General features: G+C 70.7%; 23 protein-coding genes. 15 read left to right on the top strand and 8 right to left on the bottom strand.

All coding sequences use genetic code 11. The annotated features are described in order from the left end of the window. Positions 1-2: 2 nt before the first annotated feature. The 6 genes from ABTU92_RS07115 to ABTU92_RS07090 form a co-directional block, all read right to left on the bottom strand. Positions 3-536, bottom strand: a complete 534-nt coding sequence (locus tag ABTU92_RS07115) for a TspO/MBR family protein (RefSeq protein ID WP_408089044.1) — start codon at positions 534-536, stop codon at positions 3-5. Continuing rightward, positions 515-1705, bottom strand: coding sequence for a geranylgeranyl diphosphate reductase (locus tag ABTU92_RS07110; protein WP_408089214.1), 1191 nt, complete (start codon positions 1703-1705; stop codon positions 515-517). Before ABTU92_RS07110 ends, ABTU92_RS07115 begins: the two co-directional genes overlap by 22 nt. 5 nt (positions 1706-1710) lie before the next feature. Continuing rightward, positions 1711-3114, bottom strand: a complete 1404-nt coding sequence (locus ABTU92_RS07105; protein ID WP_408089042.1) for a BCD family MFS transporter — start codon at positions 3112-3114, stop codon at positions 1711-1713. Continuing rightward, positions 3111-4010, bottom strand: coding sequence for a chlorophyll synthase ChlG (gene chlG, locus ABTU92_RS07100; RefSeq protein ID WP_408089040.1), 900 nt, complete (start codon positions 4008-4010; stop codon positions 3111-3113). Before chlG ends, ABTU92_RS07105 begins: the two co-directional genes overlap by 4 nt. A gap of 18 nt (positions 4011-4028) precedes the next feature. Beyond that, complete coding sequence (gene ppsR / locus ABTU92_RS07095) at positions 4029-5450, bottom strand: transcriptional regulator PpsR (RefSeq protein ID WP_408089038.1); 1422 nt, start codon at positions 5448-5450, stop codon at positions 4029-4031. A 67-nt stretch (positions 5451-5517) separates the two neighbouring features. Beyond that, the gene (locus ABTU92_RS07090) at positions 5518-6420 is read right to left on the bottom strand and encodes a B12-binding domain-containing protein (RefSeq protein WP_408089036.1); all 903 of its coding nucleotides are present in this window, start codon (positions 6418-6420) and stop codon (positions 5518-5520) included. Positions 6421-6742: 322 nt separating this feature from the next. Between ABTU92_RS07090 and bchF the strand changes: the two genes are divergently transcribed. From bchF to puhE, 13 genes are all read left to right on the top strand, one after another. Further along, positions 6743-7264, top strand: coding sequence for a 2-vinyl bacteriochlorophyllide hydratase (gene bchF / locus ABTU92_RS07085; protein ID WP_408089034.1), 522 nt, complete (start codon positions 6743-6745; stop codon positions 7262-7264). Beyond that, positions 7261-8556, top strand: coding sequence for a ferredoxin:protochlorophyllide reductase (ATP-dependent) subunit N (locus ABTU92_RS07080; RefSeq protein WP_408089032.1), 1296 nt, complete (start codon positions 7261-7263; stop codon positions 8554-8556). Before bchF ends, ABTU92_RS07080 begins: the two co-directional genes overlap by 4 nt. Before the next feature lie 18 nt (positions 8557-8574). Further along, the gene (gene bchB, locus ABTU92_RS07075) at positions 8575-10257 is read left to right on the top strand and encodes a ferredoxin:protochlorophyllide reductase (ATP-dependent) subunit B (RefSeq protein WP_408089030.1); all 1683 of its coding nucleotides are present in this window, start codon (positions 8575-8577) and stop codon (positions 10255-10257) included. Next, on the top strand, positions 10232-13846 hold the full coding sequence (locus ABTU92_RS07070) for a magnesium chelatase subunit H (RefSeq protein ID WP_408089212.1): 3615 nt from the start codon (positions 10232-10234) through the stop codon (positions 13844-13846). The genes bchB and ABTU92_RS07070 overlap by 26 nt, the downstream gene beginning before the upstream one ends. Further along, positions 13843-14796 carry a ferredoxin:protochlorophyllide reductase (ATP-dependent) iron-sulfur ATP-binding protein gene (bchL, locus tag ABTU92_RS07065; protein WP_408089028.1) on the top strand — a complete coding sequence of 318 codons (954 nt, stop codon included), beginning with the start codon at positions 13843-13845 and terminating at the stop codon, positions 14794-14796. The genes ABTU92_RS07070 and bchL overlap by 4 nt, the downstream gene beginning before the upstream one ends. Positions 14797-14902: 106 nt before the next feature. Then, positions 14903-15601 (top strand): magnesium protoporphyrin IX methyltransferase, encoded by a 699-nt coding sequence (gene bchM, locus ABTU92_RS07060; protein ID WP_408089026.1) that lies wholly within the window; start codon positions 14903-14905, stop codon positions 15599-15601. Continuing rightward, the gene (locus tag ABTU92_RS07055; protein ID WP_408089024.1) at positions 15598-17049 is read left to right on the top strand and encodes a BCD family MFS transporter; all 1452 of its coding nucleotides are present in this window, start codon (positions 15598-15600) and stop codon (positions 17047-17049) included. Before bchM ends, ABTU92_RS07055 begins: the two co-directional genes overlap by 4 nt. A 23-nt stretch (positions 17050-17072) precedes the next feature. Further along, positions 17073-17852: a photosynthetic reaction center subunit H gene (gene puhA, locus ABTU92_RS07050; RefSeq protein WP_408089022.1), complete on the top strand. Its 780-nt coding sequence runs from the start codon at positions 17073-17075 to the stop codon at positions 17850-17852. Beyond that, a complete protein-coding gene (puhB, locus tag ABTU92_RS07045) occupies positions 17849-18511 on the top strand; it encodes a photosynthetic complex putative assembly protein PuhB (RefSeq protein WP_408089020.1) in 663 nt (220 codons plus the stop codon). The genes puhA and puhB overlap by 4 nt, the downstream gene beginning before the upstream one ends. Before the next feature lie 13 nt (positions 18512-18524). After that, entirely contained in the window at positions 18525-19007 is a 483-nt protein-coding gene (puhC, locus tag ABTU92_RS07040; protein ID WP_408089018.1) for a photosynthetic complex assembly protein PuhC, read from the top strand. Next, positions 19004-19306, top strand: a complete 303-nt coding sequence (locus tag ABTU92_RS07035) for a hypothetical protein (protein WP_408089016.1) — start codon at positions 19004-19006, stop codon at positions 19304-19306. Before puhC ends, ABTU92_RS07035 begins: the two co-directional genes overlap by 4 nt. After that, positions 19303-20430 carry a magnesium-protoporphyrin IX monomethyl ester (oxidative) cyclase gene (gene acsF, locus ABTU92_RS07030; RefSeq protein WP_408089014.1) on the top strand — a complete coding sequence of 376 codons (1128 nt, stop codon included), beginning with the start codon at positions 19303-19305 and terminating at the stop codon, positions 20428-20430. Before ABTU92_RS07035 ends, acsF begins: the two co-directional genes overlap by 4 nt. 19 nt (positions 20431-20449) lie before the next feature. Continuing rightward, positions 20450-21478 carry a putative photosynthetic complex assembly protein PuhE gene (puhE, locus tag ABTU92_RS07025; protein WP_408089012.1) on the top strand — a complete coding sequence of 343 codons (1029 nt, stop codon included), beginning with the start codon at positions 20450-20452 and terminating at the stop codon, positions 21476-21478. A 141-nt stretch (positions 21479-21619) separates the two neighbouring features. On the opposite strand, the gene ABTU92_RS07020 is transcribed toward puhE, so the two are convergent. Next, a complete protein-coding gene (locus ABTU92_RS07020) occupies positions 21620-22237 on the bottom strand; it encodes a Uma2 family endonuclease (RefSeq protein WP_408089010.1) in 618 nt (205 codons plus the stop codon). 173 nt (positions 22238-22410) lie between these two features. Beyond that, positions 22411-22722, bottom strand: coding sequence for a 50S ribosomal protein L28 (rpmB, locus tag ABTU92_RS07015; RefSeq protein WP_408089008.1), 312 nt, complete (start codon positions 22720-22722; stop codon positions 22411-22413). A 253-nt stretch (positions 22723-22975) separates the two neighbouring features. Here rpmB and ABTU92_RS07010 point away from each other — a divergent pair, with 253 nt between their 5' ends. Both ABTU92_RS07010 and ABTU92_RS07005 read left to right on the top strand, forming a co-directional pair. Continuing rightward, a complete protein-coding gene (locus tag ABTU92_RS07010) occupies positions 22976-23830 on the top strand; it encodes a DUF3108 domain-containing protein (RefSeq protein ID WP_408089006.1) in 855 nt (284 codons plus the stop codon). Between the two features lie 629 nt (positions 23831-24459). Next, positions 24460-26878, top strand: a 2419-nt coding sequence (locus tag ABTU92_RS07005) for a helicase-related protein (RefSeq protein ID WP_408089004.1), incomplete at its 3' end; no start/stop codon positions are given.

Genomic DNA, 26878 nt, shown 5'->3' with positions numbered 1-26878 from the left:
GGTCAGCCGAACGGGCCGTTGAGCTGGACCACGGTCCAGGTGAGATAGGACGCGATCGTCACCCACACGAGGTAAGGGAAGAAGAACAGGCTGGCGAGCTTGGAGTCCTTCAGCGGCGCGACCACCATCAGGAACACGGCGAGCCACAGGGCGCCGACCTCGATCAGCGCCCAGTCGGGCCGTTGCTGATTGAAGAACAGGAAGCTCCACAACATGTTGAGGCCGCCGACCAGGACGAACAGCGCGACGATCACGCCGCGCCGGCGCGGGCAGGCGACGTCGCGCCAGGCGAACGCCATGCCGATCACCGAGAAGGCGAACACGGTCGTCCAGACGATCGGGAAGGCGTAGTCGGGCGGCTGCCAGGACGGCTTCTTGAGCGCCTGGTACCAGTCGCCGAGCTGGGTGAGCTCGCCGCCGATGGTGGCGATCGCCGCCGTGAACAGCGTGGCGAGCACGAGGGGCCACCAGAAGCCGCGCTCGCGCGGCTCCTGCGGCAGGTCGACGCGAAGCGTCAGGGGCGAGCGAGACCGCACAGCGTGGCGACGTCCTTGAAGAAGATCCGCACGTGAGCCGCGGGCTTGGCCCGGACCAGCTCCTTGTTCATGTAGGCTTGCCAGGTCAGCCGCTGCACGTCCGGGTCGCGGCACATCCCGACGAAACGCTCGCGCGTCCAGTCGCTGCGATACCAGAAGCGCTGCATCATTCCAAGGATGAAGAACACCCGGCCGTGCGCCTTCATGAAGCGCTTGCGGGCGAGCGCGAGGGCGCGCGCGTCGCCGGTCGCCAGCGCCTCGTCGACCGCCTCGGCGGCGAGGCGGCCGCCGGCGAGCGCGTAGTAGATGCCTTCGCCCGAGGCCGGCGCCACCACGCCGGCGGCGTCGCCGGCCAAGAGCACGTCGCGGCCGTTGTCCCAGCGCTTGAGCGGATGCAGCGGGATCGGCGCGCCCTCGTGACGCAGCGTCTCGCAGGCGTCGAGCCCGGTGGCGCGGCGCAGCTGTGCCACCGCCTCGCGCAGCGCGAAGCCCTTCTTCATCGAGCCGGTGCCGATGCTGGTGGTCGTGCCGTGCGGGAAGATCCAGGCGTAGAAGTCGGGCGACAGCGGGCCCTGGTAGTAGACGTCGCAGCGCGCCGGATCGAAGTCGCCGACGCCGGCCTCCGGCGACCGGACGATCTCGTGATAGGCGAACACCATCGGCACCTTGTCGGCGCCCGGCACCGCCTGGCGCCCGACCTGCGACACCGCGCCGTCGGCGCCGATCACGGTGCGGGCCCGCACGCTCTGCGGCGCGCCGCTCTCCTTGTCGCGATAGTGGAGGACCGAGAGGCCGGAGTCGTCGCGCTCGAGCTTCTCGAACGTGCCGGTGCGCCGCACGGCGCCGGCCTTGGCGGCGCGCTCGCGCAGCCACTCGTCGAACGGGCCGCGGTCGACCATACCGACGAAGCCGCCGTCGATCGGCATGTCGACCTGGCGGGCCGAGGGCGCCACCATGCGGGCGCCGGTGATCTTGGCGCACAACATGTGCTCGGGAATGTCGAAGTCGCGGATGGCGCGCGGCGGGATGGCGCCGCCGCACGGCTTGATGCGGCCGGCCTTGTCGAGCAGCAGCACGGCGCGGCCGCGGCGGGCGAGATCGGTGGCGGCGGTCGCCCCGGCGGGGCCGCCGCCGACGACGACGGTGTCGTAGGTCTCCAGTGCGGGCATGGTCATCACCTCCCTGCCTTCGCGGGCGCGTAGAGCGGGTCGTCCGCGTCGGTCTCGCCCTCGGTCAAAGCGACGGTGCGCTCGGAGACGCGGCCCGGATGCACCCGGGCGGCCAGCACGGCGGACACCAGGAACAGCACGGCCTCGAGCGCGAAAACGGTGGCGTAGGCGGAGACGGGCGAGCCGAGCAGGGCGCGCGCGACGTCGCTCGCCAGCGTCCCGAGAAAGCCGCCGACCCCGAAGGAGATCGCCTGGGCGGCGCCCCACAGGCCCATGCGGACGCCCTCGCGGTGCTCGCGGCCCTCGCTGGCGAGCCCCATCATCGAGCCGATGGCGGCGACCGCGTAGGCGCCGTTGGTGACGCCGAGCATGAACACGCAGGCCCGCAGCGGCCAGCCGGGGCCGACGAAGGCGCCGAGCGCGAGGCTCGCGAGCGCGATCGCCGAGGCGATGCAGCCGCCGATGCACCAGCCCCGCATCGAGGCGAGCGCCCGCCCGAAGCGGCCCGTGCCGGCGATGCCGACCGTCACCATGCCGATCAGCACGCCGGTGTGCTGGACGCCGGAGAGCTTGGTCGAATCGCCCGGCGTGAAGCCGAACACGGTGCCGGCGAACGGCTCGAGGATCAGGTCCTGGGCGCTGTAGGCGAGCATCGAGATCAGCACGAAGATGGCGAAGCGGCGCGCCTCGGGCTCGGCCCAGACCTGGGCCAGCGCCTCGCGGAACGGCACTTTTCGCGTGTCCTCGCCGCGGCCCGTGGCGGCCGGCGCGGCCGCGGCGCGAGGATCGCCCTCGACGCCCCACACGGCCAGCACCGAGACCACGATGGCGATCGCCGACACGCTGGTCGCGACGGTGACGAGCCGGGCCGGCGAGAACGGGTCGAGCAGATGGCCGGCGCCGCCCGCCGTGACGATGAAGCCGACGATCATCATCACCCAGACGATGGTGGCGGCGGCGGCGCGGCGGTCCGGATCGACGCGCTTGGCGAGCAGCACGAGAAGCGAGGTGCCGGCGGCGCCGACCCCGATGCCGATGCCGACGAAGGCGAGCGCCGCGATGGCGACGCCGAGCACCACGCTGGTGCCGAGCAGGGCCGTGCCCATCGCGGCGGCGGCGCCCGACAGCGCCAGCGTCGCCATGCCGCCGAGGATCCACGGCGTCGCCCGGCCGCCCGAGTCGGAGCCGTGGCCCCAGCGCGGCCGCAGCACCTGCACGGCGTAATGGATGGCGACCAGCGCGCCGGGTAGCATCGCCGGGAGGGCGAACTCGACGACCATCACCCGGTTGAGGGTCGAGGTGGTCAGCACCACGATCGCGCCGAGCGCCGTCTGCACGAGGCCGAGCCGGACGATCCCGACGAGGTCGAGCGGTCTTGCGCCCGAGGCGAGGTGCGCGGTCGGGCTCATGCCGGGGCTCCGAGGCTCGCGAGCGCGACGGCGCTCGTCATCATGCCGGCGACATAGAGCGTGACGCCGAGGCCGCTGAACCACGTCGCCTTGGCGATCGGCTCGCGCAGGAAGCGCACCGCCAGCGCGCCCTGCGCGACCAGCAGCGCCGCGACGATGGCGGCCTGTATCGGCTTGCCCCAGGCGAGCAGCAGGGCGATGACGATCACCTGCGGCACCGCCATCACGATGCAGGCGAGGCGGGCGGCGGCGTCGACGCCGAGCTGCACGGGCAGCGAGCGGACGCCGGTGCGGATGTCGCCCTCGATCGACTTGAAGTCGTTGAGGGTCATGATGCCGTGCGCGCCGGCGCTGTAAAGGAACGCGAGTGTCACGATCCGCCAGTCGGGCAGGCCGCCGATCATCACGGCGGCGCCCGTGAACCAGGCGAAGCCCTCGTAGGTGATGGCGCAGGCGGCGTTTCCGTACCAGCCGTTCTGCTTCAGCCGGACCGGCGGCGCGCTGTAGAGCCAGGCGAGCACCAGGCCGACCGCGGCGGCGCCGAGCACCCAGTCGCCGAGCTGGCTCGCCAGCGCCAGCGACATCGCGGTCCAGAGAATCGCGAGATAGAGGCCCCAGCGGCCCGGGATGCGGCCGGACGGGATCGGCCGGTGCGGCTCGTTGATGGCGTCGACATGGCGGTCGAACCAGTCGTTGACGACCTGGCTGGTGGCGACCAGCAGCGGCCCGCACAGCACGATGCCGGCGACCACCACGGGCCAGCGCGGCCCGAGCGGCAGCCCGGACGAGACGACGCCGCAGGCGAACGCCCACATGGGCGGGAACCAGGTGATCGGCTTCAACAGCTCGAGCACGGCCGACGGGGCCGGCACCTGCAGGGTCGTCGTCGCACTCATACCAGCTCGCTCATTGGCTCATTCTTCCGGCTCGACCGGCTCGCCGGCGTCGGCGAGGCCGTAGCGGCGCAGCTTCACGTAGAGGCTCTGGCGCGACAGGCCGAGCATCTCGGCCGCCGAGGCGCGGTTGTTGCCGGTCAGCTCGAGCGCCGCCTCGATGCACAGCCGCTCGACCACGTCGGTGGCCTCGCGCACCAGCTCCTTCAGCGACACCCGTCCGACCAGCTCGGTGAGCTGGTCGACCGAGCGCGGCATCTCGCGACCGGCGCGGGCGTCGGTCGGCAGGCGGCGGCCGACATTGCGGACCGTGAAGCCGTAGAAGGGCTCGGCCCCGTTGGCGACGGCGGCGGCCGAGATCTCGACCTCGGCCTGAGCGCCGAGCTCGCCGCGCAGCGTCGTCGCGAACAGCCGCACCGAGCCGATCTGGCGAAGGTTCGCGACCAGCACGTTGAGGTCGACGCCGGAGCGGCCGAGCCAGCGCTCGAGCGATTCCCCGCGCGCCTGCTCCTCGCTGGCGAGCTGGGCGAGATCCAGGAACGCCGGGTTGGCGGCGAGCACGCGGCCGTCGCGGTCGGTGACGACGATGCCGTCCGGGGCGTGCTCGAAGAAGCGCAGGAGCTTCGTGCGGCTTTCCGTGCCGGTCCCGGCGCCGTCGCGCTCCGGCAGCGACAGGCGGACCAGGAACAGCGAGGCGTTCTCCTGGCGGAACAGCGAGGCGGAGACGAACACGGTGCGGCCGGAATCGACCAGCCGGGCGCGCGTGGAATCCGATCGGCCGGCCGAGCGGACGCCGGCGAGCAGCGCCTGGATGGCCGGCACGGTGTCGGGCTCGAACGCCTCCAGGAGCGGGCGGCCGATGATGCGGCGGCCGAGATCCCCGAAGGTCTGGGCGGCGGCGGGATTCGCCTCGACCACCCGTTGCGACGAGGTGTCGACGATCAGCACCGGCTCGGGCGACATCTGGAACAGGAGCCGGTAGCGGGTCTCGGCGTGGCGCAGGCGCGTGTAGTCGCGCTCCATCGACTGCTGCGCCTCGACGAGCCGCTGCTGCAGCTCGGCGACCGGGCGCAGGTCGCGGCCGACCGCGATCAGCGGGCCGGACGGCAGCCGGATCGCCGAGTAGAGGATCGGCACGTCCATGCCGCGGGTGGAGGGATGGTTGACCTGGCGGCGCGGGGTCGCCAGGTCGCCCGCCTCGCGCAACAGCGCCTCGACCTTGGGACGGCTCTCGGTCGTCACCGTGTCGGCGAAGGTCTGGCCGAGCAGGGGCCCGTGACCCTCGAGGGCGGATTGCAGCTCCGGGCTCTGGCAGGCCATGTCGCGGATGATGCCGTTGTCGCCGACCACCAGCGCAACGTCCGCCGCGGCCGCGACGAGGGTCGCCGCCGCCTTCACGTCCAGCTCGCCCAACGACTCTATCGGCGCTCTGAAGCCGTTCACGTGCGACCAAGTCCTCTTTCGAGCCGTCACCGGCCCGCCGTCGTCCCTGGTCGGCGCGTGGCGTCGATCACGGGCGATGGGCGAGCGCGGCGACGAGATTCTGTGCCTGAATGGGTGCCTGGCGGGCATCGACCGCGACCGCGTCGGCACCGACCCGGGCGACATAGTCCGGGTGATCGACGAAGACGCGACCGCCGACCAGCACGCCGACCGAACGGTTGCAGGAGTCGCGGCGAACCGTCTGGATGCAGGCGGCGAGCGCCTCCAGCCGCGTTTCGCAGCTCAACGAGAAGCCCACCACGGCGAACCACTCGTTGCGGACCATGGCGGCGAGATCGGCGCGGGCCGGCACCGGCGCGTCCCAAACGAGCCAGCCGGCGCGGCGGAAGAACTCCGCCACCATGGCGATGCCGAAGGTGTGCTGCTCGCCGGGCGCCGGCACGAGGAGCACCGGCAGGCCTTCCTGCAGGTGCTCGACCTCGCTGTGGAACGAGGCGCTGAACTCGCGCAGCACGCGATGGAGACGCCACAGGCCGAGCGTGACCTGGGTGAAGTCGCAGGTGTCGTGGTTCCACATCTCGCCGAGGCGCCGGGCGGTCGGCGCCAGCACGTCGAGATAGACCCGCTCGACCGGCATGCCGCGGGCGAGCACGGCCTCGACGAAGGACAGCGCGCCGGCATCGTCGCCGGCCAGCACCCGGTCGGTCAGCTCGGCGACCTCGTCCGCGTCCAGGGCCCGGCCCGGCATCGGCAGCTCGTCACAGGTGCAGGAGTGCGCGAGCACGAGCTTCGGGAGGATGTGGTGCTCGACGGCCCGGTTGACGGGTGTCGCCAGCGGGGCGGCCGGCGCCACCGTCGAAGACCATGGTGTGTCGTTGGAACGATGCGTCTCGGCCACGGCGAGCCGATCGGCGGCGCGGCCGTCGCCAGGATAGCCGCTCGTTCTGACCCACCAATCCCTCGCCGCCACCTGGGGTCTCGCTTCGGCCATAGCTACGCCTCTCAACAAGTTAAAGCCCGCGGGGATGAACAGTCAAGTTTAGTTTACGTACAGAATTGTTGACACCACCAGGGAAGCATCCTAGGCTCGCCTCACGATGGCACGCGCAAGGAGCGGCGCGATGCAAAAAGCTGACTCAGAGGGGGTGGTCTCGTCTGCATGTTGCGCAACGCAAGATGCGGCAGGCCGCGGCGCTGCGGGAGATTCATCGCACCATCCGGCGTCCCGCCCGTCAAGGGCGGTTGACAGTCCGTGTCATTACCGATTGTCAGGCAACTCGGATCCTGATCGGATGCAGGTTTCTTCCGATGCAGCATCGAAGGCGGTGCCTATCGGGCTTTACACGCCCGAGGAGCGCATTCGCCGTGATGCGTCGCCGTGGACCCTCGTGCAGGGCATCCTGGCGCCGTTGCAGTTCCTCGTTTTCCTGGTCAGCCTCGGGCTGGTGCTGCGCTTCCTCGCCACCGGCGAGGGCTATGTCGCGGCCACCGTCTCGGTCGTGATCAAGACGATCGTGCTCTACATCATCATGGTCACGGGCTCGATCTGGGAGAAGGTGGTCTTCGGCAAGTACCTGTTCGCACGTCCCTTCTTCTGGGAAGACGTGTTCAGCATGCTGGTGCTGGCGCTGCACACGGGCTACCTGGTCGCCGTCGCGACCGGGGCCGACGTGACCACCCAGATGACGCTGGCGCTCGCCGCCTACGCCTCCTACGTCGTCAACGCGACCCAGTTCGTCCTCAAGCTGCGGGCCGCCCGCAAGCAGCAGGAGGCGATGGACGCCGCCGCCGCCCTCGCCGGAGCGGCGCAATGAACGCCATCGTCCCGCCCGTCGCCACGCCGTCCGCCGAGATCGGCTGCACCGATGCCCCGGTGCTCTACGAGCGCGGCCAGCGCGAGGTGTTCTGCGGGCTGACCGGCATCGTCTGGCTGCACCGGAAGATCCAGGACGCCTTCTTCCTGGTGGTCGGCTCGCGCACCTGCGCGCATCTCCTGCAGTCGGCCGCCGGCGTGATGATCTTCGCCGAGCCGCGCTTCGCCACCGCCGTGATCGAGGAGCGCGACCTCGCCGGGCTGGCCGACGCCAATGCCGAGCTCGACCGGGTGGTGACCCGGCTGGTGGAGCGCCGGCCCGACATCAAGCTCCTGTTCCTGGTCGGCTCCTGCCCGTCCGAGGTGATCAAGCTCGACCTCCAGCGGGCCGCCGAGCGGCTGTCCGAGGCGTTCGCGCCGCGGGTGCGGATCCTGTCGTGGTCGGGCAGCGGCATCGAGACGACCTTCACCCAGGGCGAGGACGCCTGCCTGGCCGCCCTGGTGCCGCAGATGCCGGCCGAGGCCGCCGACGCGGCACCATCGCTCCTCGTGGTCGGGGCCCTAGCCGAGGTGGTCGAGGACCAGTTCGTCCGCCTGTTCGCAGATCTGGGCGTCGAGCGGGTGCGCTTCTTCCCGCCGCGCCGCTCCGACGACCTGCCGCCGGTCGGGCCGCAAACCCGGATGCTGCTCGCCCAGCCGTTCCTGGCCGAGACGGCGCGCCTGCTGGAGAAGCGCGGGGCGCAGCGCCTGTCGGCGCCGTTCCCGCTCGGCGTCGAGGGCACGACCGGCTGGATCGGCGCCGTCGCCAAGGCCTTCGGGGTCGACGACGCGCGCTTCGACGCGGTCGTCGCGCCGCGCGCCGAGCGGGCCCGCGTCGCGCTCGGACGCCAGCGCGAGAAGCTCGCGGGCAAGAGCATCTTCTTCTTCCCCGACTCGCAGCTCGAGGTGCCGCTCGCCCGGTTCGCCGCGCGGGAGCTCGGGATGACGCTCGTCGAGGTCGGCACGCCCTATCTGCACCGCGGCCATCTCGCCGCCGAGCTGGCGCTGCTGCCGGCCGGCACGGCGCTGTCGGAAGGCCAGGACGTCGACAGGCAGCTCGATCGCGCCCGCGCGGCGCGACCCGACCTCACGGTCTGCGGGCTCGGCCTCGCCAATCCGCTGGAGGCCGAGGGCCTCGCGACCAAGTGGTCGATCGAGCTTCTGTTCACCCCGGTGCACGGCTTCGAGCAGGCGGCCGACTTGGCCGAGCTGTTCGCCCGGCCGCTCGTGCGTCGCGACCGGCTGAAGGTGTGAGGAGGACGGTGTAGCAGCATGCAGCTCACGGTGTGGACATACGAGGCTCCTCCGCATGTCGGTGCGATGCGCATCGCCGCCGCCATGGAGGGCGTCCATTACGTGCTGCACGCGCCGCAGGGCGACACCTATGCCGACCTGCTCTTCACCATGATCGAACGCGCCCGGAAGCGTCCGCCCGTCACCTACACGACCTTCCAGGCCCGCGATCTCGGCGGCGACACCGCCGAGCTGTTCAAGACCTCCGTGAAGGAGGCGTACGAGCGGTTCCGCCCGCAGGCCCTGATGGTCGGGGCGTCCTGCACGGCCGAGCTGATCCAGGACGACCCGGGCGGTCTCGCCCAGGCGCTCGGGCTGCCGGTCCCGGTGGTGCCGCTCGAGCTGCCCGCGTACCAGCGCAAGGAGAACTGGGGTGCGGCCGAGACCTTCTACCGTCTCGTCCGGACTCTCGCCGGTCCCTCCGTGCCGCCGCCCGGCTCCAAGCGGCCGCCACGGGCGCCGGACCAGCCTCCCCGCTGCAACATCCTCGGGCCGACCTCGCTCGGCTTCCGACACCGCGACGACGTTCACGAGGTCACCGGTCTGCTCCACCGGCTCGGCATCGTCGTGAACGTCGTCGCGCCCCTCGGCGCCAGCCCGGCCGACCTCGCCCGCCTCGGCGAGGCCGACTTCAACGTCGTGCTCTATCCCGAGACCGGCTATCAGGCGGCGCAGTGGCTGGAGCGCAGCTTCGGCCAGAAGTCCACCAAGGTGGTGCCGATCGGCTTCGGCGCGACCTGCGACTTCGTGAAAGAGGTCGCGGCGCTCGCCGGCGTCGATGCAGCGCCGGTTCTCGCCGACACGCGCAGCCGTGCGCCCTGGTATGCCCGCTCGGTCGACTCGACGTATCTCACCGGCAAGCGCGTCTTCGTGTTCGGCGACGCGACCCACGCGATCGCGGCCGCTCGGATCGCGGCGGAGGAGCTGGGCTTCGAGGTCGTCGGGCTCGGCACCTACTCGCGCGAGTTCGCCCGCGAGGTGCGGGCCGCGGCGGCCAAGTACGGCGTCGAGCCGCTGATCACCGACGACTATCTGGACGTCGAGGAGAAGATCGCGGCCGCCCATCCCGAGCTGGTGCTCGGCACCCAGATGGAGCGCCACACGGCGAAGCGCCTGGGCGTGCCCTGCGCCGTCATCTCGGCGCCCGTGCACGTGCAGGACTTTCCGGCCCGCTACTCGCCCCAGATGGGCTTCGAGGGCGCGAACGTGCTGTTCGACACCTTCGTGCACCCGCTGATGATGGGCCTCGAGGAGCATCTCCTGCAGATGTTCCGCGAGGACTTCGAGTTCCACGCCGACGCGGCGCCCTCGCATCTCGGGTCGCACGGCGCCGCCGCTGCGGCCCGCGCCGAGGCGCCGTCCGTCGTCTCACCTGTCGCCGCGCCGGCCGTCCCGCCGGTGCTCGAGCCGGCCGCCGCCGTCGCGGCGTCGGTTCTCGACCGTGCTTCCCCGGTCCCGTCCGCAGACGGCGGGCCGGTTTCGCCGCCCCCGGCACCACCCCCGATTCGCTGGGCCGCCGACGCCGAGAAGGAACTGCACAAGATTCCCTTCTTCGTGCGCGGAAAAGCCCGCCGCAACACCGAGCGCTTCGCGCAGGATCGCGGTCTGTCCCTGATCACAGTCGAGACGTTGTATGATGCGAAAGCGTACTTCGCCCGCTGACACGACCCCGATCCGCGTCGTCATCGTGACGATGGACAGCCATCTCGCGGGCTCGGTGGCGCGTGCCCGCGCCGTGCTGTCGCGCGAGCTGCCCGGTCTCGACCTGGTGATGCACGCGGCCGACGAATGGGGCGGTGACCAGGCGGCGCTGTCGCGCTGCCTCGCGGACATCGCATCGGCCGACATCGTCGTCGCCACGATGCTGTTCCTCGACGAGCACATCCGCCCGGTGCTGCCCGCCCTGCAGGCGCGGCGCGACAAGTGCGACGCGATCGTCTGCGCGCTCGCCGCCGGCGAGGTGGTGCGCCTCACCCGCATGCACAAGTTCAGCATGTCGGGCGAGACGATGGGCGTGCTGAGCCTGCTCAAGCGGCTGCGCGGCAAGAGCTCCGAAGGGCCGGGATCGAACGGCCAGGGGCAGATGAAGATGCTGCGCCAGATCCCGAAGTTCCTGCGCTTCATCCCGGGCACGGCCCAGGATCTGCGCGCCTACTTCCTGGTGCTGCAGTACTGGCTCGCCGGCACCGACGAGAACATCACCAATCTCGTCCGCCTGATGGTCGAGCGCTATGCCGACGGCCCGCGCAAGGGGCTGCGCAGCGCGGTGAAGTCGGGCCCGCCGGTCGAGTATCCGGACGTCGGCCTCTATCATCCGGCCGTCAAGGGCCGGGTCACCGAGAAGCTCGCCGAGCTGCCGACCGCCGGCCCGAACGGCACGGTGGGCGTGCTGGTGATGCGCTCCTACGTGCTGGCCGGCAACGCCGCCCACTACGACGGCGTCATCAAGGCGCTGGAGGCCAAGGGCCTGCGCGTCATCCCGGCCTTCGCGTCGGGGCTCGACCAGCGCCCCGCCGTCGAGGCCTTCTTCATGAAGGACGGCCGCGCGACCGTCGACGCCGTGGTGTCGCTCACCGGCTTCTCGCTGGTCGGCGGCCCGGCCTACAACGACGCCCGCGCCGCCGCCGAGCTGCTGGCCAGGCTCGATGTGCCCTACATCGCGGCGCATCCGGTCGAGTTCCAGACGCTCGAGCAGTGGCAGGCCGACCCGCGCGGCCTGATGCCGGTCGAGGCCACCATGATGGTGGCGATCCCCGAGCTCGACGGCGCCATCTGGCCGATGACCTTCGGCGGCCGCTCGATCCTGTCCGACAATGCCGGCCCGCGCGACGAGGGCCAGCGCGAGATGACGGCGCACCCGGAGCGCGCCGGCACGCTCGCCGCGCGCGTCGCCAAGCTGGTCGCCCTGCGCCGCGCCAAGCGGGCCGAGCGCAAGGTCGCGATCGTCATCTTCAACTTCCCGCCGAACGCCGGCGCGATCGGCACGGCGGCCTTCCTGTCGGTCTTCGCCTCGCTGCACAACACGCTGAAGACGCTGCGCGACGCCGGCTACAAGGTCGAGGTGCCGGAGACGGTCGACGACCTGCGCGACCGCATCCTCAAGGGCAACGCGGCGCGCCACGGCAGCGAGGCCAATGTCGCCGCCAAGATCGGCGCCGACGAGCATGTCCGCCGCGAGAAGCACCTCGCCGAGATCGAGAAGCAGTGGGGCCCGGCGCCCGGCCGCCATCTCACCGACGGCCGCAGCCTGTTCGTGCTCGGCGAGACCTTCGGCAACGTCTTCGTCGGCGTGCAGCCCGCCTTCGGCTACGAGGGCGACCCGATGCGGCTGCTGTTCGAGCGCGGCTTCGCCCCGACCCATGCCTTCTCGGCGTTCTACCGCTGGATCAAGGAGGACTTCGGCGCGCATGCGGTGCTGCATTTCGGCACCCACGGGGCGCTCGAGTTCATGCCCGGCAAGCAGGCCGGCATGTCGGGCGAGTGCTGGCCGGACCGCCTGATCGGCGACCTGCCGAACCTCTATCTCTACGCCTCCAACAACCCGTCCGAGGGCACGCTCGCCAAGCGCCGCGCCGGCGCCGCGCTGATCAGCTATCTCACGCCGCCGATCACCAATGCGGGCCTGTATCGCGGGCTGCTGGATCTCAAGTCCTCGCTCGACCGCTGGCGGGCGCTGGAGCCCGACACCGATCCGGAGAGCCGCACCGCGCTCGCCGTGCTGGTGCAGGCGCAGGCCTCGGCCGTCAATCTGGCCCCCGTCGAGCCCGCCTGGGACGACCCGGTGACCGAGATCGCAGCGCTCACCAACAAGGTGCTGGAGCTCGAATACACGCTGATCCCGCACGGCCTGCACGTGGTCGGCGAGGTGCCGACCGCGCCCGAGCGCGCCGAGATGCTCGACGCCGCCGGCGTGACCGAGGCCGAGAAGCGCGCCGCGCTCGACAAGCTCCTGGCCGTCGACCACGAGCTGCCGGCGATCGTCAAGGCGCTCGACGGGCGCTATCTCGCCCCGGCGCCGGGCGGTGATCTCCTGCGCACCACCGACGTGCTGCCGACCGGCCGCAACCTGCACGGCTTCGATCCGTTCCGCATCCCGAGCGCCTTCGCGATCCAGGACGGCGCCCGCCAGGCCGAGCGCCTGCTCGCCCGCTGGCAGGCCGACGGCCACGCGGTGCCCGAGACCATCGCCATGGTCCTGTGGGGCACCGACAACCTGAAGACCGAAGGCGGCCCCATCGCCCAGACGCTGTGGCTGATGGGCGCCGAGCCGCGCCACGACAGCTACGGCCGCGTCTGCGGCGCCCAGCTCGTCTCGCTGGAGAAGCTCGGCCGACCGCGCATCGACGTCGTCGTCACGCTGTCGGGCATCTTCCGCGACCTCCTGCCGATGCAGACCAAGCTGCTCGCCGAGGCCGCGCTGCTCGCGGCGCAAGCCGACGAGCCGGCCGAGACGAACTTCGTGCGCAAGCACGCGCTCGCCTATCAGGCGGCCAACGGCGGCTCGATCGAGGAGGCGTCGCTGCGCGTGTTCTCCAACGCCGACGGCGCCTACGGCTCCAACGTCAACCAGCTCATCGACCAGGGCGGCTGGAACGACGAGGACGAGCTCGCCGAGGCCTACATGCGGCGCAAGGGCTTCGCCTACGGGGTCGACGGCAAGCCGGCCCGCCAGGACAAGGTCTTGTCCCACGTGCTGTCGAGCGTCGATCTCACCTACCAGAATCTCGACTCGGTCGAGCTCGGCATCACCACGATCGACCACTACTTCGACACGCTCGGCGGCATCACGCGCGCCGTGCAGCGCGCCCGCGGCACCACGGCGTCGGTCTATATCGGCGACCAGACCCGCGGCGAGGGCACGGTGCGTACGCTCGCCGAGCAGGTGGCGCTGGAGACCCACACCCGCGCCCTCAATCCGAAATGGTACGAGGCGCTGCTCGCGCACGGCTACGAAGGCGTGCGCAACATCGAGGCGCAGGTCACCAACACGCTCGGCTGGTCGGCGACCACGGGCCAGGTGGCGCCGTGGGTGTACGAGCAGCTGACCCAGACCTTCATGCTCGACGAGAAGATGCGGCGACGCCTGGCCGACCTCAATCCGGTCGCCTCGGCGAAAGTCGCACATCGGCTGCTCGAGGCCCACGAGCGTCGCTACTGGACGCCCGACGAGGCCATGCTCGACGCGCTGCGGCGCGCCGGCGAGGAGCTGGAGGACCGCCTCGAAGGTGTCGACCAAGGAGCCGCCGCATGACCGTCATCCCCCGCCCGGCCGATCTCACCGGTGAGCCCGTCAAGCAGGAGGGCTGCGGGTCCTGCGCGGCCGCCGAGAACGCCGGCCGCGAGGACGGCGAAGGCAGCGTGCAGGTCCAGCTCGACCCGCGCGTCCAGATCGGCACCGCCAAGGTGTTCGCCGTCTACGGCAAGGGCGGCATCGGCAAGTCGACGACCTCGTCGAACCTGTCGGTCGCGTTCTCCAAGCTCGGCAAGCGCGTGCTGCAGATCGGCTGCGATCCCAAGCACGACTCGACCTTCACGCTGACCAAGTGCCTGGTGCCGACCGTCATCGACATCCTCGAGTCGGTGAACTTCCACTCCGAGGAGCTGCGGATGGAGGACTTCGTCTACGAGGGCTACAACGGCGTCATGTGCGTCGAGGCCGGCGGTCCGCCGGCCGGCACCGGCTGCGGCGGCTACGTCGTCGGCCAGACCGTCAAGCTCCTCAAGGAGCACCATCTGCTCGACGACACCGACGTCGTGGTGTTCGACGTGCTCGGCGACGTGGTGTGCGGCGGCTTCGCGGCCCCCCTCCAGCACGCCGACCGCGCCCTGATCGTCACGGCCAACGACTTCGACTCGATCTTCGCGATGAACCGCATCGCCGCGGCCATCCAGGCGAAGGCCAAGAACTACAAGGTGCGGGTCGGCGGCGTCATCGCCAACCGCTCGGCGGCGACCGACGAGATCGACCGCTTCTGCGGCCGCACCGGGCTCAAGACGCTCGCCCATATCCGCGACCTCGACGTGGTCCGCCGCAGCCGCCTGAAGAAGGCGACGCTGTTCGAGATGGATCCGACCGACGAGGTGATCGCGGTTCAGAACGAGTATCTGCAGCTCGCCGAGAAGCTGTGGGCCGGCGTCGATCCGCTGACCCCGACGCCGCTCAAGGACCGCGAGATCTTCGATCTCCTGGGCTACGATTGAGGTGAGCGACGAGCGATCCGCACACGACCGGTCGGCGCGGACGCCGATCGGGCCGCCGAAGGATCGGGGCACGACGGCAGGACCGCGAACGACAGGACGACGAGGGATGCAGGGCGAGACCTACCAGGAGCGACGCGGCGAGATCGAGGCCTATTTCGATCGCACGGCGGCCGACGCCTGGGCGCGCCTGACCTCCGACGCGCCGGTCTCCGGCATCCGCGCGACGGTGCGCAAGGGCCGCGACGACATGCGCGCGACGCTCCTGTCGTGGCTGCCCGACGACCTCTCCGGCCGCCGCATCCTGGACGCCGGCTGCGGCCCCGGCATGCTGTCGATCGAGGCGGCGCGTCGCGGCGCCGAGGTGGTCGCCGTCGACCTCTCGCCGACGCTGCTCGATCTCGCGCGCGAGCGCATCCCGGCCGACCTCGCCGGCCGGGTGACGTTCGTGGCCGGCGACATGCTGTCGCCCGAGTTCGGCGAGTTCGATCACGTCGTCGCCATGGACTCGATCATCCACTACCGGGCCGAGGACGCCGTGCGGGTGATCGCCGGGCTCGCGGCCCGCACCTCGCGCTCGCTCGTCTTCACCTTCGCGCCGCGCACCAAGGCGCTCGCGCTGATGCATTTCGTCGGCGGCTTCTTCCCGCGCAGCGACCGCGCGCCGTCGATCGAGCCGGTGCGCGAGGAGCATCTGTACGAGCTGATCGCGGCCGATCCCGATCTCGCCCGCTGGCGGCCCGGCCGCACCCGGCGGATCGCGGTCGGCTTCTACACGTCGCAGGCCCTGGAGCTCGTGCCGTCATGACCAAGAAGAAACAGAAGGTCGGAACCCTCGGCAGCGCGTTTCTCGGCATCCTCGGGCAGCTCGGGCCGCGCTTCCTGCCGTTCGCCGACGTGGCGACCAAGGAGGTCCCGATGGGGCGCCTCCTGCGCCTGTCGCTGTTCCAGGTATCGGTCGGCATGGCGCTGGTGCTGCTCACCGGCACCCTCAATCGCGTCATGATCGTCGAGATGGGCGTGCCGAGCTGGCTGGTCGCCCTGATGGTATCGCTGCCGCTGGTCTTCGCGCCGTTCCGGGCGCTGATCGGCTTCAAGTCGGACAACCGCCGCTCGGCGCTCGGCTGGCGCCGCGTCCCCTATATCTGGGGCGGCACGATGCTGCAGTTCGGCGGCTTCTCGATCATGCCGTTCTCGCTGCTGATCCTCACCGGCGACGCGCACGGCCCGATCTGGATCGGCCATGTCGGGGCCGCGCTGGCGTTCCTCCTGGTCGGCGCCGGCCTGCACACGACCCAGACGGCCGGCCTCGCGCTCGCCACCGACATCGTGCCCGAGGAGAAGCGGCCGCGCGTCGTCGCGTTCCTCTACGTCATGCTGCTGGTCGGCATGGTCGGCGCGTCGCTGATCTACGGCCGCTGGCTCACCGATTTCAGCCCGCTGCGCCTGATCCAGATGATCCAGGGTGCGGCGCTCGTCACCATGATCCTCAACAGCGTGGCCCTGTGGAAGCAGGAGCCGCGCGATCCCTCGCGCACCAACCGCGAGGGGCCGCGGCCGTCGTTCCGGGAGTCCTGGCGCGCCTTCACGGCGAGCGGGCACTCGACCCGGGTGCTGGTCGTCGTCGGCTGCGGCACGGCTGGATTCAGCATGCAGGACATTCTGCTCGAGCCGTATGGCGGGCAGGTCCTGCATCTCTCGGTCGGCGCCACCACGCTGCTGACCGCGCTGATGTCGGCCGGAAGCCTGGTCGGCTTCTGGCTGGCGGCTCGCCAGCTCGGCCGCGGCGTCGACCCCTACCGGCTCGCCCGCTGGGGTGTGGTCGCCGGCGTGCTGGCCTTCGTGGCCGTGATCATCTCGGCCCCGATCGACTCGCCCCTGCTGTTCCGCATCGGCACCGCGCTGATCGGCTTCGGCAGCGGCTTGTTCGCGGTCGGCACCCTGACGGCGGCGATGTCGCTCGGCCGCGAAGGCGAGAGCGGTCTCGCCCTCGGGGCCTGGGGAGCCGTCCAGGCGACGGCGGCGGGCGTCGCCATCGCGTCCGGCGGCGCCATCCGGGACGTCGTCGCCGATCTCGTCACGGGCGGAGCGTTCGGATCGACCTTCTCCAGCGTCGCGTCCGCCTACGGCTTCGTCTACGGCATCGAAGTCGTGCTTCTGTTCATCACCCTGATTGCCATCGGACCGCTCGTTCGTTTAGCGAGCGCGAAAGGGCAATCTTCCCTGAAGTTCGGTCTGGCCGAATTTCCCGGCTAGCCGTCATTGCGCGGAGGTCTTTCATGCAAACCGGCGCCTTCACTGGATATATGGACGTTGCCCAAGTCGTTCTCTACGCCTTCTGGATCTTCTTCGCCGGGCTGATCTTCTATCTCCGGCGCGAGGACAAGCGCGAAGGCTATCCGCTCGATTCCGATCGCACCGTCGCGTCCGGCGGTCAGGTCGAGGTGGTCGGCTGGCCGCGCCCGCCCGAGCCCAAGACCTATCTGCTGGCGAGCGGCGCCACCGTCACGGTGCCGTCCTACGCCCCGCTGACGATCGACACCCGCGTGAAGCCGGGCCCGCATGCGGGCTCGCCGTTCGAGCCGGTCGGCGATCCGATGGCCACGGGCGTCGGCCCGGCCGCCTATGCGGAGCGCGCCGACCATCCGGACCTCACCTGGGCCGGCGAGAACCGCATCGTGCCGCTGCGCGTCGCGACCGACCACTGGGTCGACGAGAACGATCCGGATCCGCGCGGCTTCAACGTGGTCGCCGCCGACGGCGAGATCGCCGGCACGGTCACCGAGCTGTGGATCGACCGGGCCGAGCCGATCGTGCGCTACTACGAGGTCGCGCTCGCCGGCAAGGGCAAGACCGTGATGCTGCCGGCCGTGTTCGCCTATGTCGACGGCGTGCGCAAGGAGCTCTCGGTTCCGGCCGTGCTGGCCAGCCAGTTCGCCGGCGTTCCGCCGATCAAGAGCGGCAGCCAGATCACGGCGCTCGAGGAGGACAAGGTGTCGGCCTACTTCGCCGGCGGCAAGCTCTACGCCACCCCGGCCCGTGCGGAGCCGCTCCTGTGAGATGGCTGAAGCCCTGGGAACCCCGTCCCCTGCCGGAAGCTCTTCCCGACGGTGAAGAGATCCTGTGGCGGGGCGGGCCACTCCTCGCGCCGCTGGCCGTGCACGTGTTCCACGTCCGGAAGGCCGCCGTCTATTTCGCGGTGCTCCTCCTGTGGTTCGGCGCGTCCACCTATGCGGACGAGGGCTCCCTGGCCGGAGCCGTCGTCGCGGCCATGTGGGTGGTGCCGCTCGCGCTCGCCGCGATCGGCATCCTGGGGCTGTTCGCCTATCTGGTCCGGCGGACCACGACGTACACGATCACGTCCCGCCGGATCATCCTGCAGTACGGCGTCGCCTTCCCGATGACCCTGAACCTGCCGTTCAAGCACATCGGGGCGGCGGCCGTGCGCCTCTATCGCGACGGCTCCGGCGACGTCCCGGTGGTCCTGACCGGCGGCGTCAAGATCGCCTATCCGATCCTGTGGCCGCACGCTCGGCCATGGCATCTGCGCCGTCCCGAGCCTATGCTGCGGGTCGTCGCCGACGGCCGAAAGGTCGCCGAGATTCTCGCCCGGGCGATCGTCTCCCGGCCGGCCGAGAACGCCGACCCTTCGCAGGGCGCCACGACCCCCGACCTGCCGACCCCCGACCTGCCGCGGACCTCCAGCGCCGCGGCCTGACACGGAGCTTTTCATGGGCGACGTCGCCAATGGCGATCAGGCGCGACGACCGTTTCCGCTCGGTCCGCTGCTCGGCGCGGCGGCTCTGCTGGCCTTCGTTCTGATCGCCGTCGGCGTCTCGCGCGGCGTCGGAACCGTGCCGATCGGCGCGCCGCCGGCGCCCGAGGCGGCCGCCGCGGTGGCGGCGCGCGACCTGAAATTCGTCGATCGCCCCGACGGCGGCGTCGCCGTGGTCGACGCGGCGAGCGGCCGCGACATCGACACGCTGGCCACCGGCCAGGACAACTTCATCCGCGGCACGCTGCGCGGCTTCGCCCGCGAGCGTCGGCGCCAGGACATCGGCGTCGAGCTGCCGTTCCGTCTCACCCGGTGGGCCGACGGGCGGCTGTCGCTCGACGATCCCGCGACCGGGCGTCATGTCGAGCTGTCGGCCTTCGGCGTCACCAATGCCGAGGCCTTCGGCCGCTTCCTCGAGCGACGGGACGGGACGCGATGATCGGATCATGGAAGCGCGGGCGCCGCGTCGTCGAGGTGCCGTGCACCATCGAGATCGAGCGGACGGCGGACAGCCTGCACGCCCACGTCGACCTTCAAGGGATAGAGATCGAGCCGGGCGACGAGGTCATCGTCCACGACGCCCCGACATCGATCCCGTTCGGTGAGAGCACCATCGTCCACAGCCGGGCCACCGTGGTCCTGGCCGGACGCGTGGAGCGCTTGATGGCGCGGATCGCCGGCTACTTCGAGCTGACCGAATTGTACGAGGTCGGCTTTTCCCCTGGGAGGACGCCATGATCCAGATGGAAGGCGGAGTGGGGCCGAACCCCATCAAGGCCCCACGTGTCGCGACCGATCCGATCGCGACCGATCCGGTCACGTCGGAACAGACCACGACCGAGATCGCCAAGCAGGACACGATCCTCAGCCCGCGCTTCTACACGACCGACTACGCCGCCATGGACCGGGTCGACATCGGGTCGGTGCGGGCCGAGTGGGAGGCGATGCTGGCCGAGCTGCGCGCCGACCACAACAAGGGCCACTTCACCCGCGACGCCGAATGGAAGGCCGATCTCGACTCGCTGCCCGAGGGGCTGCGCCAGGAGTTCGTCGACTTCCTCGTCTCGTCGCTCACGGCCGAATTCTCCGGCTGCGTGCTCTACGCCGAGATCAAGAAGCGCATCAAGAATCCCGACGTGCGGGATCTGTTCACCTACATGAGCCGCGACGAGGCCCGCCACGCCGGCTTCATCAACGACGCGCTCAAGGACTTCGGCATCGGGGTCGATCTCGGCTTCCTCAGCCGGGCGAAGAAGTACACGTATTTCAGGCCGAAGTTCATCTTCTACGCGACCTATCTGTCGGAGAAGATCGGCTACGCCCGCTACATCACCATCTACCGCCAGCTCGAGCGCCATCCGGATCGCCGCTTCCACCCGATCTTCAAGTGGTTCGAGAAGTGGTGCAACGACGAGTTCCGCCACGGCGAGGCCTTCGCGCTGCTGATGCGGGCCGACCCGCGCCTGACCTCCGGCGTCAACAAGCTGTGGATCCGCTTCTTCCTGCTCGCCGTGTTCGCCACCATGTACGTACGCGACCACATGCGGCCCGAGTTCCACAAGGCGATCGGGATGGACCCGACGACCTACGACTTCGAGGTGTTCCGCAAGACCACCGAGATCTCGCGCCAGGTGTTCCCGCTGGAGCTCGACATCGACCGGCCGGAGTTCAAGGCCGGCCTCGACACGCTGTGGCGGATCGCCGAGGAGGGGGCCGCGGCACGCGCCCGCGGCGGCATCCTCGGGGCGCTGACGCGGGTTCGTCTCGGCGCCGTGGGCGCCTGGACGCTCGCCAGGCTCTACCTGCTGCCCGTCAAACAGAACACCCTGCCGGAGCGGGTGCGTCTCGCACCCGCCTGGTAACGACGAAGGATCCGCCCGCGTGGTCCATTACGGCATTCCGATCCTGTACACGCTGTTCGTGTGGTGGTTCAGCACGGGCGTGATCATGTTCCTGGACGGCCTGCCGCGGAAGACGTTCCCGTACAGCATCGCGGCCGCCGCGGTGCTGTACGGCCTCGCGCTGTGGGGGATCGCCGCGTCGAGCCACGACATGACGGTGTTCGGCGCCTACTGCACCTTCACGTGCGGCCTGATCATCTGGGGCTTCAACGAGATCACGTTCCTGATGGGCTACGTGACCGGCCCGCGCACCACGCCGTGCCCGCCCGACTGCAAGGGCTGGCGGCACTTCGTCCACGCCGTCGAGGCGATCCTGTATCACGAGCTCGGGATCGTCGTGTCGGCCGTGCTGGTCTGCTGGGCGAGCTGGGGCGAGCCGAACCAGGTCGGCACCTGGACCTTCATGATCCTCTGGCTGATGCGGCTGTCGACCAAGCTCAACATCTTCCTCGGCGTGCCCAACCTCGCCGAGGAGTTCCTGCCGGACCATCTCGCCTACATGAAGGGCTACTTCCGCAAGCGGCCGATGAACTGGCTGTTCCCGTTCACCGTGACGGCCTCGACCGTGATCGCCGCCGTGCTGGCCGTGCAGGCCTCCGAGCTGTCGGCCACCGATCCGCATCAGGCCGCCGGCCTCACCTTCGTCGTCACCCTGATGTCGCTCGCCATCCTGGAGCACTGGTTCCTGGTGATGCCGATGTCGGTGGTGCCGCTGTGGCGCTGGGGCCTGAAGTCGCGCGAGTGGTTCCGCAGCCTCGGTCCGCGCCGCGCCGGCGCGCGCCGCGATCGTGCCGACCGCGCCGCCGCGACGGACGATACGCGCGGCGAAGGCGTCGGTCGCGGCGTCGTCGTCGAGATGGCCCCCGTCAAGGTCGAGAAGACCCGTCTCGCCCACCGCATCCCGCGTACCGGCGGCGGCACGACGCTGTCGCTGTCGCTCGACGGTGGCCCGGACGACCTCACGCTCCGCCCGCGCCCCGCCAGCGCCGCGGCGCCGCCGCGCGGATAGGGGGGAGCGAGGCCCGACAGATGACTGCCGGCCGCGCGCGTCGGCGGGTGCCGGCGAGTGCTGACGTAGGGTGGGCATCGGCGCGCCGACGGCGCGGTGATGCGTGCATCGCGGTCGCCACCGGGTCGAGCGCGGCGTCGCCTATCGCGTGGGGCGTGGCCGCAGCGGTGTGCCGTCATAGAGGGCGGTGACCGGGCAGGCGAGGCCGAAGGCCGACAGCGACAGCGTGTTCTCCGCCCCGAGCGTCTGCGCCGTCCAGCCCGTCGGAGCGCGGGAAAAGACCCGCACCGCGACGCGCTCCTGCTCGACGATCAGCACGGCGTCACAGGACGGATGCGCCCGGTAGATGTCGCACTTGACGTCGATCCAGCTCCGCTGGGTGCCCGGCACCCGGACTTCGTCGCTCTCCGAGACGATCTCGGCGAGCAGATAGGCGCGGGCGACGAAGCGCTGACCCGCCGCATAGTCGGCGTCGATCACGCCGACATCGGGCTCGGGTCGGAAGTCGCCGGAGCCGAGGTCGAGTCCGGGTCGCTGCGTCGCGAGGCGGGTCTGATCGTGGGCGGCGAGCGCGTCGTTCAACAGGCGCTCGAGGTTTCCGGCGATGCGATTGTGGGCGATCGTCGGTGGCGTCATCATCATCGGAACACCGGCGATCAGCTCCCAGCGCTCGTGATCGGGACGGCCGTCCTGGAAGCGGCGGAACGCCTCGCCGGACATCTGCCCGGCCCGGGCCGGCTCGTGAGCTTCGACGCCCATCGCGTGCTCCACGCGGCCGCGTCGGCCGATCCGGCGAGCCTAGGGCAATCCCCGGACGCCGGCAAACTCCCGCGCCCCCTGAACGCGAAAACGCCCCGGCGGATGTCTCCGCACGGGGCGTTTCGATCTCGATACGGCCGGTCGCCGGCGCCTGTGCGCCGGCCGGCGCCGTGTCAGCTCGCGGCCTGGGCCTCGGCCTTGGCGGCCACGGCCTTCTTGGTCACCTGCCGCTTGAGCAGCAGGGCGCGCGGCGAGAGCTCGGTGTCGCGGGCCTTGAGCAGGAACGCGTCCAGGCCGCCCCGGTGATCGACGCTCTTGAGCGCGTTCGCCGAGATGCGCAGGCGCACGCCGCGGCCGAGCGCCTCGGACTGCAGCGTCACGTTGACCAGGTTCGGCAGGAAGCGCCGCTTCGTCTTGATGTTGGAGTGGCTGACCGTGTGGCCGACGAGTGCCCCCTTCCCGGTCAGTTCGCACCGTCGCGACATGGAAACCTCGATGGATGTCTGTCAATTCGGCGACCCTGCGCGCGCGCAAGGCCGGGACGCGAGCCACAGCTCGATCCGGGATCGCGGACGTATAGAGAGGGGGAGCGGCAGCGTCAAGCACGCGGAGAGCCGGAAACGCGGCCGTTGCGGGCCGATCCGCCCTGCCGAAACATCATAGAAACGACGTATTCGAACCCGACACAGGACCGATCGCCGACCATCGCCGCAGCACCCCGCGAGGATCCGCACCCCCGTGTCGTCCGGCCGTCTCGCCACCCGTCCGCTTCTGTGCGCCTTGGTTGCGTTTTTCGGCCTCGGCGCCGTGGCGCCGGCGATGGCGCAGGGCAAGCTCGACGCCCGCTACACGGCGACCCTCTCCGGCATCCCGATCGGCCGCGGCGCCTGGGTCATCGACATCGCCGACGACCAGTACACGGCGGCCGCGAGCGGCACCACGGCCGGCATCGTCCGCCTGTTCGCCAGCGGCCAGGGCTCCAGCGCCTCGCGCGGCCATGTCCGCCGCGGCACCTTGCTGCCGTCCACCTACGCGTCGAGCCTGACCTCGGACAAGAAGTCCGAGGAGCTGCGCATCGTCCTGCAGAACGGCACCGTCAAGGACGTCTCGGTCGAGCCGCCGTCGCCCCCGCAGCCGGAGCGGCTGCCCGTCACCGACGCCCATCGGCGCGGCGTCACCGACCCGATGAGCGCGGCCCTGATGACGGTCGCGGGCGCCGGTCAGCAGATCGGGACCGAGGCCTGCGCCCGCACGCTGCCGATCTTCGACGGCCGCATGCGTTTCGACCTGCAGCTCGCCTTCAAGCGCCTCGAGACCGTGAAATCCGAGCGCGGCTATTCCGGGCCGGTGGCGGTCTGCACCGTCACCTTCAAGCCGATCGCCGGCTACATCCCGGATCGCCCCGCCATTGCCTACCTGTCGCGCCAGCGCGACATGGAGATCTGGCTGGCGCCCCTCGCCGGCACCCGCGTCGTGGTCCCCTACAAGATCATCATCCCGACGCCGTTCGGCCTCGGCGTGCTGGAGGCGACCCAGTTCGTCGCGACCGCGGGCGCCACCCGGCCGACACCGACCAGCGCGCGCATTCCCTGATCATTGCACGGCGGTGCCGTGGCGTTAACCGGAGCGGCGCGGATGCGGTCCGGCCGCGACCGGGCGTCTACCTCATCTGGGGCTCCGGCGGCGACGAAACCGAGATGTGGAGGAGAACGAATCTCGACTCGCCCCGAGTCAGCGATTCGGGCGCGATTCGTTCGAGAGTCGTTCCAAGGGCTTAACGGGAACGGCCGGCGCCGCGCGAAAGCGTCGCATTCCGGGACAGGGGCCCCCACCTTTGCTCCGGAAACACGTCGCGGGAGGCGAGGCGAGGCTTGGGTGCGCGGGCGAAAGCGGCTAAGAGAGGTCCGCCGGTGCATCCCTCCCGTGGGAACGGACGCGACGTCCGACGGGGCACCGGCAGGCCCGCGCGGTCGCGGCGGGCGAGACGCGCCGTCCGGTACAGCGCCGCCCGGACAGGAACGGACCCGGACATGACGTCCCACTTCTCGACGTCCACACTCACGACGTCATCCGTCACGACGTCTCTCGACCCGATGTCTTCGGACACGATGGTTCGGAGACGGCCCCGAGAGGCTTCGCCGCGCGCCGTCGCTCGCGATCCGGCGCGCCCCTCCTCGTGCCGCCCCGCGGCTTGACCGCGGCGCTCCGGTCCAGAACAGCCGATGCCCATCAGTTTCTCGTCCCCATCCGTCCGCGACAGCCGTGCCCGCGGGGCCGGCGTCACCGCCGTGCTCGGACCGACCAACACGGGCAAGACGCATCTCGCCATCGAGCGCATGCTCGGCCACTCGTCCGGCCTGATCGGGCTGCCGCTGCGCCTGCTGGCGCGCGAGGTCTACAACAAGATCGTCGACCGGATCGGCCCCGACGCCGTCGCCCTCGTCACCGGCGAGGAGAAGATCAAGCCGGCCAATCCGCGCTACTGGGTGTCGACCGTCGAGGCGATGCCGCGCGATCTCGACGTCGCCTTCGTGGCGGTCGACGAGGTGCAGCTCGGCTCCGACCTCGATCGCGGCCACGTCTTCACCGACCGCATCCTCAACCGGCGCGGCCGCGAGGAGACGCTGGTGCTGGGCGCCGCGACCATGCGGGGCATGGTCGACAAGCTGCTGCCCGGCGCCAACGTGATCTCGCGCCCGCGGCTGTCGCAGCTCGCCTTCGCGGGCGAGAAGAAGCTGTCGCGGCTGCCGCGGCGCACCGCCATCGTCGCCTTCTCGGCCGAGGAGGTCTACGCGATCGCCGAGCTGATCCGCCGCCAGCGCGGCGGGGCGGCGGTCGTGCTGGGCGCGCTCTCGCCACGCACCCGCAACGCCCAGGTGGCGCTCTATCAGTCGGGCGACGTCGACTACCTGGTCGCCACCGACGCGATCGGCATGGGCCTCAATCTCGACGTCGATCACGTCGCCTTCGCCTCCGACCGCAAGTTCGACGGCTATCAGTACCGCAAGCTCAATCCGGCCGAGCTCGGCCAGATCGCCGGCCGCGCCGGCCGCGCGACGCGCGACGGCACCTTCGGCACCACCGGCCGCTGCCCGCCGTTCGAGCAGGAGCTCGTCCAGGCCCTGGAGAGCCACGCCTTCGATTCGGTGAAGGTCCTGCAGTGGCGCAACACCGATCTCGACTTCGCCTCGCTCGGTGCGCTGTCGGCCTCGCTCGCCGTCACCCCGACACTGCCGGGGCTGACCCGGGCGCCGGTCGCCGAGGACATCCTGGTGCTCGAGCATGCGATGCGGGACGACGCGGTGCGCGACCTCGCGCGTCGCCCGGCCGACATCGCTCGCCTATGGGACACCTGTCAGGTGCCCGACTATCGAAAGATCTCGCCCGCCGCGCACGCCGAGATGGTCGTCACCCTCTTTGGATTCCTGGCGCGCGAGGGTACGATCCCCACCGACTGGTTTTCGCGACAGGTCGCCCTTGCGGATCACACCGAGGGCGGTATCGATACCCTGTCTACGCGAATTGCACACATCCGGACCTGGACCTTCGTCGCCAATCGTCCGGACTGGCTCGGCGATCCCGAGCACTGGCAGGGCGTCACCCGTGCCATCGAGGACAAGCTCTCGGATGCCTTGCACGAGCGCCTGGCCGAACGATTCATCGACCGCCGCACCAGCGTTCTGATGCGGCGTCTGCGAGAGAATGCGATGTTGGAAACAGAGATCACCAAGACGGGCGAGGTCGTCGTCGAGGGGCACGTGATCGGCCGGCTCGACGGCTTCCGCTTCGCACCGGAGGCGACCACCGGCAGCACCGACAGCAAGGCGCTGTCCGCCGCCGCCCAGAAGGCGCTGGCCGGCGAGATCGACGCCCGCGCCGGCCGCCTCGCCCACGCGCCCGACAGCCAGTTCGTGCTGGCCTCCAACGGGCTGATCCGCTGGATGGGCGAGCCGGTCGCGAAGCTGCTGGCCGGCGACAACATTCTGCGTCCGCGGGTGAAGATCCTCGCCGACGAGCATCTCACCGGTGCGGCGCTGGAGCACGTCCAGACCCGGCTGGATCTGTGGACCCGCACCCATGTCGAGCGGATCCTGTCGCCCCTGTTCGTGCTCGGCGCCGCCGAGGACGTCACCGGCATCGCCCGCGGCATCGCGTTCCAGCTCGTCGAGGCGCTCGGCGTGCTGGAGCGCTTCAAGATCGCCGAGGAGCTGAAAGGGCTCGACCAGGCCCAGCGGGCGACGCTGCGCAAGCACGGCGTGCGCTTCGGCGCCTATCACGTCTATGTCCCGGCGCTGCTCAAGCCGGCGCCCCGCGCGCTCGCCGCCGAATTGTGGGCGCTCAAGCACGGCGACGTCGACACCACCGGGCTCGACGACCTGCAGCGCCTCGCCGCCTCGGGCCGCACCTCCTTCGCGGTCGACAAGGCGGTGCCGCGCACCCTCTACCGCACCATCGGCTACCGGGTGTGCGGCGAGCGCGCCGTGCGGGTCGACATTCTGGAGCGGCTCGCCGACCTGATCCGCCCGGCGCTCGCCTGGCGCCCGAACGCCCCCGGCGACAAGCCGGCCGGCGCCTTCGACGGCTCGGGCTTCCTGGTCACCCAGGCGATGACGTCGCTCACCGGCTCGTCCGGCGAGGACC

The organism is Rhodoplanes sp. SY1, assembly GCF_046000175.1.
In the GTDB taxonomy this organism is placed as follows: domain Bacteria; phylum Pseudomonadota; class Alphaproteobacteria; order Rhizobiales; family Xanthobacteraceae; genus Rhodoplanes.
This window is presented reverse-complemented; position numbering and strand designations above follow the sequence as displayed.

Bases quoted from the DNA above. Each gene is read 5' to 3' on its own strand.
- ABTU92_RS07070 (WP_408089212.1), top strand. From the start codon at position 10,232: ATGCGAAAGCGTACTTCGCCCGCTGACACGACCCCGATCCGCGTCGTC.
- rpmB (WP_408089008.1), bottom strand. From the start codon at position 22,722: ATGTCGCGACGGTGCGAACTGACCGGGAAGGGGGCACTCGTCGGCCAC.
- puhA (WP_408089022.1), top strand. From the start codon at position 17,073: ATGCAAACCGGCGCCTTCACTGGATATATGGACGTTGCCCAAGTCGTT.
- ABTU92_RS07105 (WP_408089042.1), bottom strand. From the start codon at position 3,114: ATGAGCCCGACCGCGCACCTCGCCTCGGGCGCAAGACCGCTCGACCTC.
- ABTU92_RS07055 (WP_408089024.1), top strand. From the start codon at position 15,598: ATGACCAAGAAGAAACAGAAGGTCGGAACCCTCGGCAGCGCGTTTCTC.
- bchF (WP_408089034.1), top strand. From the start codon at position 6,743: ATGCAGGTTTCTTCCGATGCAGCATCGAAGGCGGTGCCTATCGGGCTT.
- bchM (WP_408089026.1), top strand. From the start codon at position 14,903: ATGCAGGGCGAGACCTACCAGGAGCGACGCGGCGAGATCGAGGCCTAT.
- acsF (WP_408089014.1), top strand. From the start codon at position 19,303: ATGATCCAGATGGAAGGCGGAGTGGGGCCGAACCCCATCAAGGCCCCA.
- ABTU92_RS07020 (WP_408089010.1), bottom strand. From the start codon at position 22,237: ATGGGCGTCGAAGCTCACGAGCCGGCCCGGGCCGGGCAGATGTCCGGC.
- chlG (WP_408089040.1), bottom strand. From the start codon at position 4,010: ATGAGTGCGACGACGACCCTGCAGGTGCCGGCCCCGTCGGCCGTGCTC.
- bchB (WP_408089030.1), top strand. From the start codon at position 8,575: ATGCAGCTCACGGTGTGGACATACGAGGCTCCTCCGCATGTCGGTGCG.
- puhC (WP_408089018.1), top strand. From the start codon at position 18,525: ATGGGCGACGTCGCCAATGGCGATCAGGCGCGACGACCGTTTCCGCTC.
- ABTU92_RS07110 (WP_408089214.1), bottom strand. From the start codon at position 1,705: ATGCCCGCACTGGAGACCTACGACACCGTCGTCGTCGGCGGCGGCCCC.
- bchL (WP_408089028.1), top strand. From the start codon at position 13,843: ATGACCGTCATCCCCCGCCCGGCCGATCTCACCGGTGAGCCCGTCAAG.
- ABTU92_RS07080 (WP_408089032.1), top strand. From the start codon at position 7,261: ATGAACGCCATCGTCCCGCCCGTCGCCACGCCGTCCGCCGAGATCGGC.
- ABTU92_RS07035 (WP_408089016.1), top strand. From the start codon at position 19,004: ATGATCGGATCATGGAAGCGCGGGCGCCGCGTCGTCGAGGTGCCGTGC.